Annotated in this window: 12 protein-coding genes and 2 pseudogenes; 8 read left to right on the top strand and 6 right to left on the bottom strand. The window is 69.4% G+C overall.

Features of this window, described 5'->3' with window-relative positions; all coding sequences use genetic code 11:
• From ACWGO0_RS23915 to ACWGO0_RS23900, 4 genes and pseudogenes are all read left to right on the top strand, one after another.
• A pseudogene (locus tag ACWGO0_RS23915) lies at positions 1-156 on the top strand (methyltransferase); the annotation flags it as partial.
• Positions 140-418, top strand: coding sequence for a CDGSH iron-sulfur domain-containing protein (locus tag ACWGO0_RS23910; protein ID WP_453538524.1), 279 nt, complete (start codon positions 140-142; stop codon positions 416-418). The pseudogene ACWGO0_RS23915 and the gene ACWGO0_RS23910, both read left to right, overlap by 17 nt.
• Positions 399-1415 (top strand): iron-containing redox enzyme family protein, encoded by a 1017-nt coding sequence (locus ACWGO0_RS23905; RefSeq protein ID WP_453538521.1) that lies wholly within the window; start codon positions 399-401, stop codon positions 1413-1415. Before ACWGO0_RS23910 ends, ACWGO0_RS23905 begins: the two co-directional genes overlap by 20 nt.
• Positions 1416-2248: 833 nt before the next feature.
• Positions 2249-2455 (top strand): CsbD family protein, encoded by a 207-nt coding sequence (locus ACWGO0_RS23900; RefSeq protein WP_453538519.1) that lies wholly within the window; start codon positions 2249-2251, stop codon positions 2453-2455.
• A gap of 379 nt (positions 2456-2834) precedes the next feature.
• Here the strand turns inward: ACWGO0_RS23900 and ACWGO0_RS23895 are convergent.
• Positions 2835-3049, bottom strand: a pseudogene (locus tag ACWGO0_RS23895) (IS256 family transposase); the annotation flags it as partial.
• A gap of 1107 nt (positions 3050-4156) precedes the next feature.
• On the opposite strand from ACWGO0_RS23895, the gene ACWGO0_RS23890 reads away from it, so the two are divergent.
• The 4 genes from ACWGO0_RS23890 to ACWGO0_RS23875 all read left to right on the top strand — a co-directional run bounded on the left by ACWGO0_RS23890 (position 4157) and on the right by ACWGO0_RS23875 (position 8584).
• On the top strand, positions 4157-4759 hold the full coding sequence (locus ACWGO0_RS23890) for an SDR family NAD(P)-dependent oxidoreductase (protein WP_453538516.1): 603 nt from the start codon (positions 4157-4159) through the stop codon (positions 4757-4759).
• 130 nt (positions 4760-4889) lie between these two features.
• Positions 4890-6128 carry a lycopene cyclase family protein gene (locus ACWGO0_RS23885; RefSeq protein ID WP_453538513.1) on the top strand — a complete coding sequence of 413 codons (1239 nt, stop codon included), beginning with the start codon at positions 4890-4892 and terminating at the stop codon, positions 6126-6128.
• 59 nt (positions 6129-6187) lie between these two features.
• Positions 6188-6952: a class I SAM-dependent methyltransferase gene (locus ACWGO0_RS23880; RefSeq protein ID WP_453538510.1), complete on the top strand. Its 765-nt coding sequence runs from the start codon at positions 6188-6190 to the stop codon at positions 6950-6952.
• Positions 6953-7003: 51 nt separating this feature from the next.
• Complete coding sequence (locus ACWGO0_RS23875) at positions 7004-8584, top strand: FAD-dependent oxidoreductase (protein WP_453538507.1); 1581 nt, start codon at positions 7004-7006, stop codon at positions 8582-8584.
• Between the two features lie 63 nt (positions 8585-8647).
• Here the strand turns inward: ACWGO0_RS23875 and ACWGO0_RS23870 are convergent, their stop codons facing one another.
• From ACWGO0_RS23870 to ACWGO0_RS23850, 5 genes are all read right to left on the bottom strand, one after another.
• Complete coding sequence (locus ACWGO0_RS23870) at positions 8648-9670, bottom strand: DUF5914 domain-containing protein (RefSeq protein ID WP_453538504.1); 1023 nt, start codon at positions 9668-9670, stop codon at positions 8648-8650.
• Complete coding sequence (locus ACWGO0_RS23865) at positions 9667-10692, bottom strand: phytoene/squalene synthase family protein (RefSeq protein WP_453538501.1); 1026 nt, start codon at positions 10690-10692, stop codon at positions 9667-9669. The genes ACWGO0_RS23870 and ACWGO0_RS23865 overlap by 4 nt, the downstream gene beginning before the upstream one ends.
• Positions 10693-10705: 13 nt before the next feature.
• Positions 10706-12250: a phytoene desaturase gene (locus tag ACWGO0_RS23860; protein WP_453538498.1), complete on the bottom strand. Its 1545-nt coding sequence runs from the start codon at positions 12248-12250 to the stop codon at positions 10706-10708.
• Positions 12247-13611 (bottom strand): polyprenyl synthetase family protein, encoded by a 1365-nt coding sequence (locus tag ACWGO0_RS23855; protein ID WP_453538495.1) that lies wholly within the window; start codon positions 13609-13611, stop codon positions 12247-12249. Before ACWGO0_RS23855 ends, ACWGO0_RS23860 begins: the two co-directional genes overlap by 4 nt.
• Positions 13612-13841: 230 nt before the next feature.
• Positions 13842-15140, bottom strand: coding sequence for a DUF3370 family protein (locus tag ACWGO0_RS23850; protein WP_453538492.1), 1299 nt, complete (start codon positions 15138-15140; stop codon positions 13842-13844).
• Positions 15141-15326: the final 186 nt, after the last annotated feature.

Below are 15326 nucleotides of genomic sequence, written 5' to 3'. Positions count from 1 at the left end.
ACCGACAGCGGTCTGCGCTGCTCGGTGACGGACAGGTCGTACATACCCTACGGACCCGTGATCACCCGACGGCTGCCCTGGCTGCGGGCTCGGGGCCTGATCGGCGCCGACGAGGACCGAGAGGAACTGGTGGTCGTACGTGCCGAACGAGTCTGACCACGCCAGGCGTTTGACCGTCGTCCGCGACGGTCCGATTCTGATCGAGGGGCCGGTGGAGATTGTCCAGGAGGACGGCACGATCGCCGCCTCCGACCGGTTCGTCGTCGCCGTCTGCACCTGCCGTCGCAGCCGCGTGTACCCGTGGTGCGACACCAGCCACCGCCGCCGCGCGAACCCTCCCGGCGCTGACCGCCGCGAGGGCTCCGACCATTCTTCAGGTAGCGACCCGGAGGGCACCCATGACGGCGACCAGCACTGACCACAGCCCTGCCGACCCCACCATTCCCAGCCCCCGGGGGCCGCTTTCGGCTGGTCTGTTCGCTGCCCTTGCCTCCCCGCAGCAGGCTCCTCCTCCCGAGGCGGACGAGGCCGCAGCCGCCGACCCGTACGGGGAGGACCTGCAGCTGGCCCTCTACGTGCTCTACGAGTTGCACTACCGAGGTTTCGCCGACGTCGCCGAGGACCGTGAGTGGGACCCCGCGCTCATGCCGTTGCGCCGGGCGCTCGAAGGGCGGTTTCTCGGGGCTCTGCGAGCCGATGTGCTTTCCGGCCGCTCGGCGGATGAGGTGTTCGGCCAGCTGCTGGTCGAGCCCACCGACCATCGTGGCAGCGTCGCCCACCATCTCGAGCATGAGGGAGAGCTGTGGCAGATCCGCGAATACGCCGCTCTGCGCTCGCTCTACCACCTCAAGGAGGCAGACCCGCACGCCTGGGTGATCCCTCGGCTGCGCGGGCGGGCCAAGGCCGGCATGGTCGCCATCGAATACGACGAGTTCGGCGCCGGACGGGCCGAGAACATTCACGCCCAGCTCTTCGCCGAGCTGATGGCGGACCTGGGGCTGAACACACGCTACGGACACTACGTGGAGGCAGCGCCCGCCCCCGCCCTCGCCGTCGTCAACGTAATGACACTGTTTGGCTTGCACCGAGCGTTGCGCGGAGCATTGGTGGGCCACTTCGCTTGCGTCGAGGTGACCTCGTCGCCGGGGTCGCGGCGGCTCGCCGCGGCGATGCGGCGCACCGGCGCCGGGCCTGCGGCCGAGCGCTTCTATACGGAACACGTGGAGGCGGACGCCGTACATGAACAAGTCGTACGCCGAGAAGTGATCGGCGGTCTGCTCGCCGACGAGCCGCACCTGGATTCAGAGGTTGCCTTCGGAGCCGACGTCACTGTGCACTTGGAGAACCGACTGGCATCTCACCTGCTGAATACCTGGCGGACCGGGCAGTCGGCGCTGATCGAAAGACGATGCTGACTCCACTGTGTGAAGCCGCGCGGTGGGATGCATGACCGGGCTGGTCACACGTGGAGTCGGGACAAGTGTGTCAGGTGCTTATCGCTTTCCATCCGGCTCCTGAGCTGGGCCGATGACCGTGCTCAGATCGTCCGAGGAGATAGTGGGCGCACAGCCGGGCCGTGAAGTACCTCGCCACCGACGCGACCCGTTCCACCCCTGCCTGTTGGGAGTGAGCGTACTGGCGTGCGCCTTCCTCCCCGCGCGTGCGGCGTAGCTGTTCGTACACGAGTGAGTGCCGGGGAGTGCATCTCGTGTGGTCATGGACGACGCATTCCCTCCGCGGCCGAAAGGAGACGCGGCCCGTGGCTTCTTCCCCTGACCGGCCCTGGCTTTCCGTAGCCGACCGCTGTTATCCCCGAGCCGGGCTGTGCTGGCCGTGGCCGCGCCGGTTTCAGCAATGCTGCTAAGCACATGGGAAGAGGGGGAATTGCCTGTGCTGTGCGGGCGGCGATGTGTGGCCTTCTGCAGGCTGGTGGACCTTAGGTCAGGCCAGGCGTTTGTCGGCGGGGCGTGGTGTTCGTCCTGCCGGCGTGCAGGCCGAGGAAGACGCCGATGCCGCCGGTGTCGATTAAGTGCAGGTCCTTCCGTTCATGCTTTCGTCCGGCCTGCCACGCCACGGAGCTGCCACATCCACGTTACGGGGAGTTCTTCCGGCTCGAGTGAAGCCGGTACTCAAGCCCCTCGTCAGCGGTCCGTCGATGCCTCATTGCGGAGCCCGAAGAAGGTAACGGAGGCAATCACACCTCACCGGTTGCGCGCTCGAAATGAACGGCGCAAGGTGGGAACGTGGTATGTCAGCCCTCGCAGTGAAGGCCGGGATTGTCATGGGTAAGGCAAAGGGCAAGGCGAAGCAGGTCAAGGGCAAGCTCAAGGAGACCGTCGGCGGCGCGGTGGACGACAAGGGAATGCAGGCAGAGGGCCTCGGCGAGCAGGCCAAGGGCAAAGCAGAAGAGACCGCGGCAAAGGCAGCCGAGCGGGTGAAGAAGTCTGGTCGGTAGGGTCCAGAGCGGAGTGCGCACGGGACGACCGCTACCGGGCCTCATTCCCGCCTGCAGTCCGGTGCAGCCTCTGCTCCGTGGCTGGCCTCCCAGAGGCGCGCCCTAACCATCGAGCGCGCTGCTACTGACCGTCCTTCTCACGGTCGCGGCTCGGTATGTGGCGCTGTCGCGCCGGGTCTTCTCTGCCTGCACGCTGGCGATCGTGACGCCCGCCCTCCCGGTCGAGTTCTCCGCGGGCACCAAGTGGCCGCAGGCGATGAGTGCGCCGATGCGGAAGCGAGCGATGCCCAGTTTGCGGGCGGCCTCGGGCTGGGACAGCCAGGCATCGTCTGCCTAGCGTCGCTCGTCTTTCGGTGCCATCAGGCGGCCCCGCTTCGGAGCGTTCGATGAGGTGACCGTTCTCGAAGCGGGCGCAGTTGCGGACGAGAGCGACGAAATGGGGGGGGCGGTGATCGCGCGCCAGCGGGCTTGGGCGGACTCGACGAGCTTGAAGACCATCGCCAAGGCCGCGACCGGGCTGCCGGCCCCGTGAGTGACCTTGGTCCTCAACTTCACGGTGCTGCAGGTGCTCTCGATGGGATTTGTCGTTCGCAGGCTTGGCCGCTTTCGGCTTGCAGATGGAGCGAACCGTCATGACACTCCACTTCGCCGCTCTGCAGGGAGGTAGACCCTCATCGGCCCTCCCGCCGTACAGAGACGCCTCGCCGGTACTCGCGCCGGAGGGGCGCCCTTATGCCCAGGGAGAGAGACGGAGCCCCCTCGTCGGCTATGCGGGTGGGGTGGCCAGCCTCTAGACCACCCCCATGCCCCGCTTGGTGAGGCGCTGGTATTCCTTGGTGTATGCGTCAAGGAGTTCTTCTATGTTGCGGTGTAACCCCCGAGCCGCCGCAAGCAGTTCTGGAGTGAGCCGAGGCGCTGCGCTGGCTTGCAATGAAGGTATGTTCTGATCAAGAGGGGCTGCCGCCCTTCGTACGTCACCTGGCATGTCCCACAGCCTCAAGGCAATAGTTGACCCCGTGGTCCAGCTTGGTGGGGCGTCCGGAAGGCGGGGCGCTATCCGCTGCCAGGGTTCCGACGGGGTGCGGCCGGACAGCACGGGTTTCAGCTGACTCTTGACCTCGACAAACGGCATGCAAAATTCAAGCTGATCTCTACCGTGGACGTCTAGCTTGCCGACGGTGGCCGAGCCGATCGCTCCGCCTTTCGTGAACCGACCCGTGATCGTGGTGGCCGCTGCGCCCGCGAGCGCGCCACCAACGGCAATCCATGCCACCGTCACTGCCTCTGCCACGAGCCAGTCCCCCGTTTCACTGCCGCGTGATCGCGCAATTCTCGCAGTGACTCCGCTGGAAGGGAACCTGGCAGTTGTGCTCTCGGGACGGGCCGTACGTTCCCGATAGAGAAGGAGCGATTCCCTTGATGCCCCCGCCGGCCGGTCGCATGTACGCCTGCCAGCTGACGAACTTGTTGCCCCGCTGGCACACGCAGCGTCCTGTTCCACTGCCACCGCGGAATGATCTTCCACGCGCTCCGCCGGACCGCCCCGGCCCAGCCGCCCGCAGCGCCCTCAGCGGAATCGACAACACCGCATGATCCGCACCCTTCTGCGGGCCGTCGCAGACTCGGTTCCGCTGTTCGTCTGCATCCGTGAACCAGCGGACCTCGGAATACTGAACATGCAAAACCACTCACTCCGCGCAGATGACAGACACCCCCTGGGTGCTCCACCAGCGAAGCCGACACGGCCCCTTGGCGGGACTGCTGACCGATCGGGGCGCCACAGTCGCTCTGGCGGGCCGCGACTCCGGGCGCCTTACTGAGGCTGCCCGGGTCTGCGGCGGTGCGCCTCTGCGTACCTTCGACGCCTACGACGGAGAGGCATGCGCCGGGCTGGCCCAATGGGCTGCCGATGAACTGAGCGGTTTGGACGCCGTGGCCCTCACGCCGGTCCCAATCATGCGGGCGGCCCTGCCTCTGCTTCCCGAGACGGGTGCGGTCGTCGCCGTCACGGGTGTGGTCGCCGAGCGGCCCCAGCCCGGCATGGCCGACTACAGCGCCGCGAAGGCCGCTCTGGCCGCCTGGCTCGGCGCGACGCGTAAGGAACGACGCCGCGGGCCCGCTGTATTGGAGGCCAGACTGCCGCACCTGGACACCGGGTTCGCCGGACGCCCCGTCGTGGGCAGTGCGCCTGTCCTGCCTCCGGGAGCCGATCTCGGTGAGACGATGGCCACGGTCGTCGAGGCGATCGCCTCCGGCGCCGCGCTTGTGCGTCCAGGGCCAGGCGGGAGCTTTGTGATGGAGTAACAGATCCAGCGACGTCCGTCCCAGGAGTGCGCCGGCAGCCGCCGATGAGCGGCCGGGGGTGTGACGCGCAATTTCGGTCGCGCGCTGTGCCCGTGGGTGTCCGTTGCGCTGTGAGGAGAAGAACGTAGCCATGAGTGACTCCGACGTCATCATCGTCGGTGCCGGGGCGGCCGGGCTGTCGCTCGCGCACCACCTCACCACCCCAGACGCGGTCCTCACCGGGGTGGATTCGCCGCCCGGCACCAGACATGCGCCCCGGGTGACTCTTATCGACGCTCCTGAGGGGCCCTTGCGGCCGCCGGAGCGCACCTGGTGCTTCTGGGAGGACGGCCGCGGCGAGTTCGAGGACGCAGTGGTCCGCTCATGGCAACGGCTGAGCGTACGCGGGCCGGACGGGACCGCCTGGGAGAGCCGGCCGTACCCATGGCGATACAAGATGATCCGGTCCCGGGGCTTCGAGGCACTGGTTGACGCCCGGCTCGCGGCTTCTCCCCAGGTGAACCGGGTGACCGCGACCGTCGATGTCGTTCGCAACGTCCCCGACGGTGTGCATGTCCTCGCCACCACCCCTGACGGCCGGCGCCTGAACCTCAGTGCCCGCTGGGCGTACGATTCCCGCCCGCTGCCCAAGCTGCCTCCAGCCCGGACCACGCTGCTGCAGCATTTCCGCGGCTGGTTCGTCCGCACCGGCACTCGCTCGGCCGGCTCGGCTGCGCCTTTCGACGTGGACTCCGCATGCCTGATGGACTTCCGTACCCCACAGCCGGCACATGGGCTCTCGTTCGGCTATCTGCTCCCACTGGCTCCGGACCGGGCGCTGGTCGAGTACACAGAGTTCTCGGCGGCCCGGTTGTCCACCGAGGCGTACGAGGCGGCCCTGCACCACTACACCGGCAGTGTGCTGGGACTGGGCCCGCTCCAGGTGTATGCCACCGAACAGGGTGTCATCCCGATGACCGATGCCCGGTTCCCCCGGCAGATCGGTGACCGGGTGTTCCGGATCGGCACCGCGGGAGGAGCGACTCGTCCCGCCACTGGCTATACCTTCGCCGCCGTACAGCGCCAGAGCCGAGCGATCGCCGCCGCCTACAGGTCCGGTGCAGTTCCCGCACCGCCACCGCCCCACTCCAGGCGTTCGCGTGCCATGGACGCGGTCATGCTGCGGGCGCTGGACTCCGGTCGGGTTGACGGGGCCGAATTCTTCGCCGGTCTGTTCGAGCGCGTGCCGATGGAGCGGCTGCTGCGCTTCCTCGACGGCCGTACGAGTATCCGCGAGGATCTCACGATCGGGTTCCAGACACCCGTGCTGCCCATGCTGCGCAGCGTCGCCGACCTGGCGTTCCTGGCCCGCCGCGAGGTGTCACGCTGACCTGTGACGCTGCGTCGCGTGATAGTGGGTCAACCGAGAAGCCACTGACAAGGGTGAAGATGACACTTCTGCGAGACGACCAGCTCGCCGCCGCTTTCGACCATGCGGCACACAACTACGACCTGCTCGTCTCGGTCAACCCCGGGTACCACTCCCACCTCAGACGCTCCGCCCGCCGACTTGCCCTGCCGAATGCGGGAGCCGGCCTACGGGTGCTGGATCTCGGCTGCGGCACGGGTGCCTCCACGGCGGCCCTGCTTCGGGCAGCTCCCCAGGCCGAGATCACGGCGATCGACGCGTCGGCGGGCATGCTGGAGCAGGCGCGATCCAAACGCTGGCCGCCCAACGTCCGCTTCCTGCACCTTCCGGTGGAGGAACTGGCCGCGGCCGGCGTCGGGAACCGGTTCGACGCGGTCTTCGCCGCGTACCTCTTTCGCAACGTCTCCGATCCCGACGCGATCCTCGACTCGGTCCTCGGGCTACTGACACCGGGCGGGCGGCTGGCCATCCACGAATACACCCTCGGAGCCTCACCCCTGCACCGCGCTCTGTGGTCAGCCGTGTGCAAGACGGTGATCCTCCCCACCGGCACGCTCACCGGCGACCGGGAGCTGTACCGTCACCTGTTCGACAGCGTGTTGGCCTTCGACACAGTCGAGGCGTTCAGTCGGAGGCTGCGGCAGGCGGGGTACGAGAACGTTCGTGCCGCGCCGATGCCGGGCTGGCAGACGGGCATTGTGCACACGGTGGTGGCCCGTGCGCCCCGGCCGTCCGCCCAGGGCGCGCAGAGCCCGGACGGCCCGAGCAACCGGCCCGGCCCATGATGCGGTTGCCGCCTTCGTGCCTCAGGAAACCGTGATGGAAGGAGCAGACGAATGACCTCGCGGCTCACCCCCCGTCGGAGCTCACCCGACCGTGCCCCGCGCCGCGGCAGGGACCGGCGGGCCGAGGTCCTGTACCCGGCCCCCGGTCGTGCCCGCTTCACGGGGGCTGCGCCCCGGGTCGCCGTGATCGGCGGCGGGATCGCGGGTCTCGCGGCTGCGACCGGCCTCGCCGAGCGCGGCGCACAGGTCACCCTGTACGAGCGCGAGCCGACGCTCGGAGGCCGGCTGGCCGGCTGGCCCGTGGAACTGGCCGACGGATCGCAGGTCACGATGAGCCGCGGCTTCCACGCTTTCTTCCGGCAGTACTACAACCTGCGCGGCCTGCTACGGCGCGCCGACAGCGGCCTCGGCATGCTCACCCCGGTGCCCGACTACCCTCTCCAGCACAGTGCGGGCCTGCGAGACAGTTTCGCCAAGGTGCCCCGTACGCCCCCGTGGAGCGCCGTCGGTTTCGCCGCGCTCAGCCCCACCTTCGGCTGGCGCGATCTGGCCCGGATGGACCCGCTGGCGGCGCTCCCGCTGCTGGACGTCCGGGTGCCCCAGGTCTACGAACAGCTCGACTCGGTCAGCGCCCACGACTTCCTGGCCGGTATCCGCTTCCCCGAGGCCGCCCATCATCTGGCGTTCGAGGTGTTCTCCCGCAGCTTCTTCGCCGATCCTCGCGAACTGTCCGCGGCGGAGCTGGTGCTGATGTTCCACATCTACTTCCTGGGTTCCAGCGAGGGGCTCCTCTTCGATGTGCCCAACGAGCCGTTCCCGCAGGCTCTTTGGGATCCGCTGGCCGGCTATCTCGCAGGCCACGGCGTTCGGCTGCTCACCGCGACCCCTGTCGACACGGTGGCTCCCCATGCCTCGGGCGGCCAGCAGGTCACCGCCGGCGGCCGGACCGAGCACTTCGACGCGACGGTCCTCGCCCTCGACACCCCCGGCCTGTGCGGCCTCGTCACCGCATCGCCCCAACTCGCCGACGCCCCTTGGCGCGACAGCGTGTCCCAACTGCGCTCCGCACCGCCCTTCCTGGTCTCCCGGCTCTGGCTGGACCGACCGGTGGACCCGGAGCGGGCGGGCTTTCTCGGCACGAGCGGGTACGCCTCGCTTGACAACATCAGCGTCCTGGAACGCTGGGAGGGCGAGGCTGCCCGCTGGGCGGCCCGTACTGGCGGCTCGGTGGTCGAACTGCACGCCTACGCGGTCGGCCCTGACGCCGACCGTGCTGCCGAACAGGCCCGGCTGCTCGCCCAGTTGCATCGCGTGTACCCGGAGACCCGGGACGCGAAGATCGTCGACGCTCAGCACGAGTGGCGTGCGGACTGCCCGCTGTTCCCCGTGGGGGCGTACGACAGCCGCCCCGGGGTGCGCACTCCGGACCGCACGCTCGTCCTTGCGGGTGACCTGGTGCGTACAGATCTGCCGGTCGCGCTGATGGAACGAGCCGCCACGAGCGGCTTCCTCGCGGCGAACGCGCTGCTCGAACAGTGGGGTGTGCGCGGCCAGGTCCTCTGGACGGTGCCGCGGAGCGGCCGGTCCAGAGCCATGCGGATGCTCGCGGGCCTGGCCGCCGGCCGGGATTGACCGGGTGGCCGGGCCGCCGCACCGTGGCCGCCCGGCCAGGCCGTCACGTCACTCCCGGCCGGCTCAGCCGGGGAACCTGCCGGTGCTCCGCAACTGCCAGCGCCGCTCGGCGTACGCGAGGTCGTCACGCCACAGCCGGCTGGCGGTCCTGCGCATCAGGGGCCGCAGCAGTGGGGCCGCCGCCCGGGCCACCGCGAAACCCGGCCGGCCCGACGTGGCGATGACCGCCTCGATGACGTAGGTACGGGGGTTGCCCCACTCGTCGGGCCCCAGTGGCGTGGCATGGGTCTCGACCACGGAGGTCGCACCCTCACCCTCGGTGATGTGCATGACCACCGTGCGGGGTTCGGGGGCGGTGAAGACCGCGCGGACCGGTACCACGGCACGGCCCGCGACCTTGAACGAGACGTCGACCGTGAAGCCGTCCTCACCCGGAGGGGAGTCGGCCGCGGGTGCACGGTCGACCTTCAGATCGACGAACGAGTACGGGTGGAACCAGGCGCCGTGCCACGGGTCGAGCCGGTTGGCCACGATGTCCTCCGGCTCGCAGGTCCCCACCGCCGTGTACACCGCGGCGACGGCCTGTTCGATGTCCGGCCGGACCGGCAACACGGGCTGTTCCAGGGGTGGTTCACCGCCGACCGCGTCCAGCCGCACCCATACGAGTACGCCGTCGTCGTGCACTGGGTAGGGGTCCCAGCCGGCGAACGGGCCGCCGTTCAGGGCCAGCCCGTGCCAGTGGCACACCAGCGTCCCGCACAGGACTCTGCTCTTACGGAGTGGGGCTCCCAGATGCGGGCAGATTCCCGGTCCTGCCTTGAGCCGGCCGGCTTCGTCCCGCCACGCGACCACTTCGACGCCCTCGACGCTCCGGCCGAACGGCTGCTTGCCGTCGATCTCCGAACTCGCCGCCAGTACATACCAGTTGCCGGAGGGGCGTGCGCTCGCCCGCTTGAGTGCCTGTGCGATCAGGGCCGGTTTCGCCTCCCGCCAGGTGGCACCCTGCCGATGCCAGGGCACCGGCTTCCGCAGCCGCAGCGGGATATGGTCCCGCAGGCTGCGTCGACGTGCGTCTCCGTCCGTCATTCCGCCGTCTCCTTCCTGCCGGCCGGTGTTGTCATTCCCGGGTGCCTGTCTGCGCGGACGGCTGGGGAGGGGCCGTGTCCGTGACTCGCGCGGCCCCGCAGCCGGGCAGAGGCCAGCTGGACCGCCCCGGCGATGGCGACCTCCGCCCTCCGTCGCCCCGGCACCACCGCCCGGCGGTGCAGGACCCGGAACCCGTCGGCCTCGATGGCCCCCAGGATGTCCCCGTACAGAGTGAACGCTGTCCGGATGCAGGGTCGCGCCACCGGATCCAGCATGTCCAGCCCCGGCTCCGCCTGCCGGTACACCTCACGGGTCAGCGCCACCCCCTCCACCAGCGCGGCCCTGATCCGCGGATCGTCGCTCCCGGTCCTGCGGCTCCACAGGAGCAGCTCCCGGTCCACGCCGTGGGCGGCGAGGAGATCGGCAGGGAGATAGACCCGCCCCCGGTCGAGATCCTCGCCCACATCCCGTAGGAAGTTCGTCAGCTGGAATGCCACGCCGAGAGCTGCCGCGCGAGGCGCCGCTTCCTCCCGCGGTACCACCGTGCCGAGCACGGGCAGCATCTGGAGCCCGATCACCGCGGCCGAACCGTGCATGTACTGGGCCAGGTGCTCGTACGTGGGGTAGTCGGTGACCTCCAAGTCGCTGAGCATCGACTCCATGAAGTCGATGAAGTGCTGGTGGTCGATGTCGTACACCGCCGCCGTGTGGACCAGGGCTGTGACCACCGGTTCCTCGCTCCTGCCGGTGCGAAGGCCGGTTTCCAGCTGTTCCCGCAGGGCTCGCAGGGCGTCGCCCTGCCGCGCCGGGGTGGCGCCGCTCCGGAGGTCGTCCACGATGTCGTCGGCCCAGCGGGCGAATCCGTACAGAGCGTGCACCGCGGGCCTGCGGGCCACCGGCAGCAGCCGCGTGGCGAGGAAGTACGTCTTGCCGTGACGGGAGTTGAGACGCCGGCAGTGGCTGTAGGCGGCGCGCAGGCCGGCGTCCCTGATGCCTGCGGCATCGAGCTCTCGTCGGGTCACGGGGCCACGCCTTTCACGGAGTCGTCCGGGGGAGCACGGCGTTGTCGCAGCGTGCGGGCGGCCTGCGGGCGGAACCCGTCGCGCCGGTGACGCGCGCTGCGGCCAGTTTTCCTGAGATCAGCACGGTAGGCACGCCGACACCCGGTGTCGTACCGCAGCCCGCGATGACCGCGTTGTCGATCCCGCGCAGCAGGTTGCGGGGGCGGAACGGGCCTGTCTGCGCGAAGGTGTGCGCCGCGGAGAACGGCGTACCCGCCGCATGCCCTTGGGCCGTCCAGTCGGCCGGAGTGATCAGGCACTCCTCCTCGATCGCCGAACCCAGTCCGTCCAGCCCGCGGCGTTCCAGTTCGGTCACCAGGCCGTCGCGGTAGCGCGGCGAGAGATCCTTCCACTCGCGCGCCGCGGGACCGATATCGGTGTTGGGGCACGGCGCGAGGATGTAGTGCAGATGCTTGCCCGCCGGTGCCAGCGAGGGGTCGTGAGTGGTGGGCCGGGTGATCAGCAGCGAGGGGTCGCTCATCACCTCTCCCTTGACGGTGATCTCCTGGAAGGTGCGCTTCCAGGCGGCGCCGAAGGAGATGGTGTGGTGAGCGAGCTGGGGCCAGGTCCGGTCCGTCCCCGCGTGCAGGATCACGGCCGAGGGGGAGTGGCGGAGGGCGACCGCCCGGCGGGGGGAGCGGCCCAGCAGCCGGTAGACCACCGGCAGGTCCGGAGTCAGCACCACGGCGTCGCAGGCGATGCGCTCACCGTTCGAGGTGTGCACGGCCGTGATCCGGCTGCCGCTCTGCTCCAGCCGGGTGACCTCGGTGTTCCACCGGAAGTCCGCGCCCGCTTCTTCTGCGGAGTCCGCCATCGCCCGGGGCAGCGCGTGCATTCCGCCGCGCGGGAAGTAGACGCCGGCCACCGTGTCCATGTACGCGATCACCGCGTACGCGGCCAGGGCGCGTTCGGGTGGTACGCCCGCGTACAGCGCCTGGAACGAGAACACCCGGCGCAGCCGCTCGTCCGAGACGAACCGTCCGATCTGCGGGGCCATGCGGCCGAAGCCGCGAAGGCGCGCCAGCCGGGCGAGGTCGGGATGCAGCAGTTGGAGTGGGGAGTCGAAGTTGGTGTCGATGAAACGCCGCATCTGGGCGGCGTACAGGTCGGTGAGCCAGGACCGCAACCGCCGGTAGCCGGCCGCGTCGCGGTCGCCCGCGAAGCGGCGGATCTCCTCCTCCATGGCCTCCGCACCGGTGTGTACGTCCAGCTGGGAGCCGTCGGCGAACTGCGCGCGGTAGGCGGGATGCAATTCCATCAGTTCGACCCGGTCGGCCAGCCGGTCACCGACCGCGGCGAAGGCCTCGTCGGCGATCTCCGGCATGGTCATGACCGTGGGACCGCTGTCGGCGCGATAGCCGCCCATCTCGAAACGGCCCGCCCGGCCACCGGGCAGCGCGTCGCGCTCGATGACCGTGACGCGCCGCTGGGCACCCAGAAGATGCAAAGTGGCGGCCAGCCCGGAGAGCCCGGCACCCACGACGACCACATGGTCGGTCGGCCCTTTGAACGACTTCACCCTCGCACTTCTCCGTTCGGTCGCAGGCCGTCCACCATGACGCCAGGTGGCGCGCCGACGGCGATCCCGAGGAGCGTCGACAGGCCGTGGTGGGCAGGTCCGGCGATGGATGCATCGCGCAGATGTTCCTGACCGCGCCGCATCAACCGGTCGATCTCCGCTTCGGCCGTGCGGCGCGCCCCCGTGTCCTCCAGCACCTGGCGCAGCCGGTCCAGATCGTCGTCGGACAGGTCGGGATCGCCCACGGCGCGTTCCAGCATCTGCTGGGACGTCACATCACCGCTCTTCTCGGCCAGTGTCCGGGCCACGGCCGCCAGATAGGTGAGCTTCCCGTTGCGGATGTCCTCACCCGAGGGCTTCCCGGTGACCTCCGGGTCGCCGAACACTCCGAGGAGGTCGTCCCGCAGCTGGAAGGCGACTCCGGCGCAGCGGCCCGCGGAGCACAGTTTCCGCGCCGTACGGGCATCCGCCCCGGCGAGCGCGGCACCGAGCGCCAGCGGCCGTTCGACGCTGTAGAGGGCGGTCTTGAGGCGGGCGATGCGCAGGGCCTCCTCCGGCGAGGAGGCGGCACTCGCCTGCGCGTGCATATCGAGGTACTGCCCGGCGACCATCTCGCTGCGCATTACCTGCCACAGGCCTCGTATGCGCCTGTGCGCCACCGGTTCGGTCTCGATGTCGAGTACGAGGTCGTCGGCCCAGGCGAGGGCCAGGTCGCCGGCCAGAATGGCCGCCGCTCGTCCGTACGCCGCCGCGTCCCCACGCATGCCTGAGCGGAGATGCTGGACCGCGAAGTCGACATGGAGTGCGGGTGAGCCCCGGCGCAACGGCGAGCCGTCCATCACGTCGTCGTGGATCAGCGCGCACGCCTGAATCAATTCGAGCGCGGCGCCCAGCCGGAGCGCCGCCTCGGCGCCCGGCCCGGTGTCCGCCCCGCCGCCTGCACGCCAGCCCCACCAGACGAACCGTGCGCGCAGCCGTTTGCCGCCGCTCAGGGCGAAGGCCCGCACGCGCTCGGCCACGTCCTGGGCGAACAGCTGATCGATCTCCGCGGCATCGTGGGCGAGCCCTCGCAAGTGCACGGCCAGCACCCGTTCAATGGCTTCCGCCGTTTCGGTATCGGCGTCCAGTACCTCCGATACGGGCAGATGAGTCCCCGGTCCTTGGCCGGAGAGCGAACGCGCGGCATGGGCGGCCGAACGGCTACGAAGCCCGGAGCTGGAGGCCCCGCCTCGGTCGGGCTCACTCTCATGCGGACCACGACGACCGTCCGGCCGGGGGCCGGCCGGCGTGTCCTCCTCGACACGGGTGAGCTCGGGCCAACCTTGCGCGTCCTCGGTCGGCAACTCGTGGGTGCGGGGCATCGCTCTCCCTCTCATCGGGCAACCTCACTCACGCATGGAACGGGTGATCGGCTTTCCGATTCCGGCACATGTTCGGATGCACTGCGGAGCCGTCTTTCTCATTGATCCAGAACATCAGATCCACCCTTTCCCGTGAGGGAGCCGGGCCCAGGTTTCTGTCCCGCGTCGAGCGCACTCCCTCATCGCGAGGCGATCAAGGCGGCACGGACCTGGGCCTCGGCGAACGGCCGCTACACGGCCACACTCTCCAGAAGGAGTTGGGAACCGGCTGTGATCAGACCCGGAACGATGAAGTCGAGGCTGACTGATCGGGTGGCCCCTGGGGCGAGCTGGTAGCTGCCGATCGTGTCCCGGGGGACCGTGGGACGTACGTACACGGTCTGGAGAGCTGCCGGAGCGCCATCGACCGACACGGCCATCGCCCCGTTCCAGGTGTTGCCCGGCACATCGGTGGAGCCGGTCACGTTCGAGCCGAAGACCAGGCGAACGGTGCGCGGCTGTGAAGACGGGTTGCGCAGGGCGAGATCTACGGAGTAACGGGCCCCGTAGTTGCCCCAGCTGCGTTGTGAGGAGTCGCTCAGAGCGGCCGTGGCTGGGACGGTCTGATCGAGAGCCGCGACCTGGCGGACGGTGGTGTTGAGCGCCAGGCCCAGGTGGGAGCCCGCCGCCGGCACATCGATGGTGGTGAGGCCCGTGGACCACAGAGAACCGCCGTACACCCCGGCCTCGCGACCGTACGTCGTCTCCGTCTGGCCGATGATGTTGCCGGGGGCAGCGGCGGAATCCGTCTGGGAGAGGTTGATCGCGGTGGTCGTACTGCCGTCGGTCGTGACGACGGTGTACGTGTGGACGCCGGCGCTCGCGGTGATCTCGATGAGCCCGTCCAGGATGGACCCTGTCATGGGCAGCCGGGCGACCTGCACCATCTTCTTCGGGGCAACGGCTGTGGGGGAGAGGTAGGTCCGGAGGTTGCCGGTGGCCCAGTCGGCGGATGTGGCGTAGCAGGGGCCTGTCCCTGCGCGCTGGGACGGATCCTGGAGGAGCGGTTTCTCGGTGTTGGTCCAGGCCGAGCCGCGCGCGCTCACGGTGACGGATGCCGTGTTGGGGTTGGAGACCAGTACGTGCAACCAGGCCGAACCTCCGGTGCTGTTCTGGTGGTAGAGGTACAGGGGGAAGGTCCCTGAGAGCTTGCGGGTGCTGCCGCCGCGGGTGCTGGTGGTACGCGCGTGCTGCATCAGCCAACCCGGCCCCGTGACGGTTTCGGGGTTGTTCGACACCACGAGTTCCGGGCCCGCCATGCTGCCGGGCAACTGGCGCAGCAGATCACGCGCGACCGTCGGACCGGGCGCGGTGGGGGTGCCGACGGTCCATTCCGACTGACCGATCACCGTGTCGGCCACGCCGAGCGCAGCCAATTGGTTCGTACCGGTCAGCTGAGTTGCGTGGGCAGTGGTTCGGCCTGCCATTGCGGCGGCGAGAGCTGCGGGAGCAGCCATCAACAGGCTGCGCCGACGGGGTGATCCGGTCATGGACGGTCTTCCTCTCAAGAGGGGGCGGCGCACATCAACCCATGTGAAAGCCATGCCTGACAAGACCTGTGACCATCTGAGCCGGCCCGCTCCGGCGTCGCTCCGGGTTCCCTTCTCGTGCTCGTACGAGAAAGTTTGTGTCCACCTCTTGACGTGACATCGACAGCTCAGCAAACTCTAGCTCGC

Source organism: Streptomyces sp. NPDC055749 (assembly GCF_053617235.1).
This window is presented reverse-complemented; position numbering and strand designations above follow the sequence as displayed.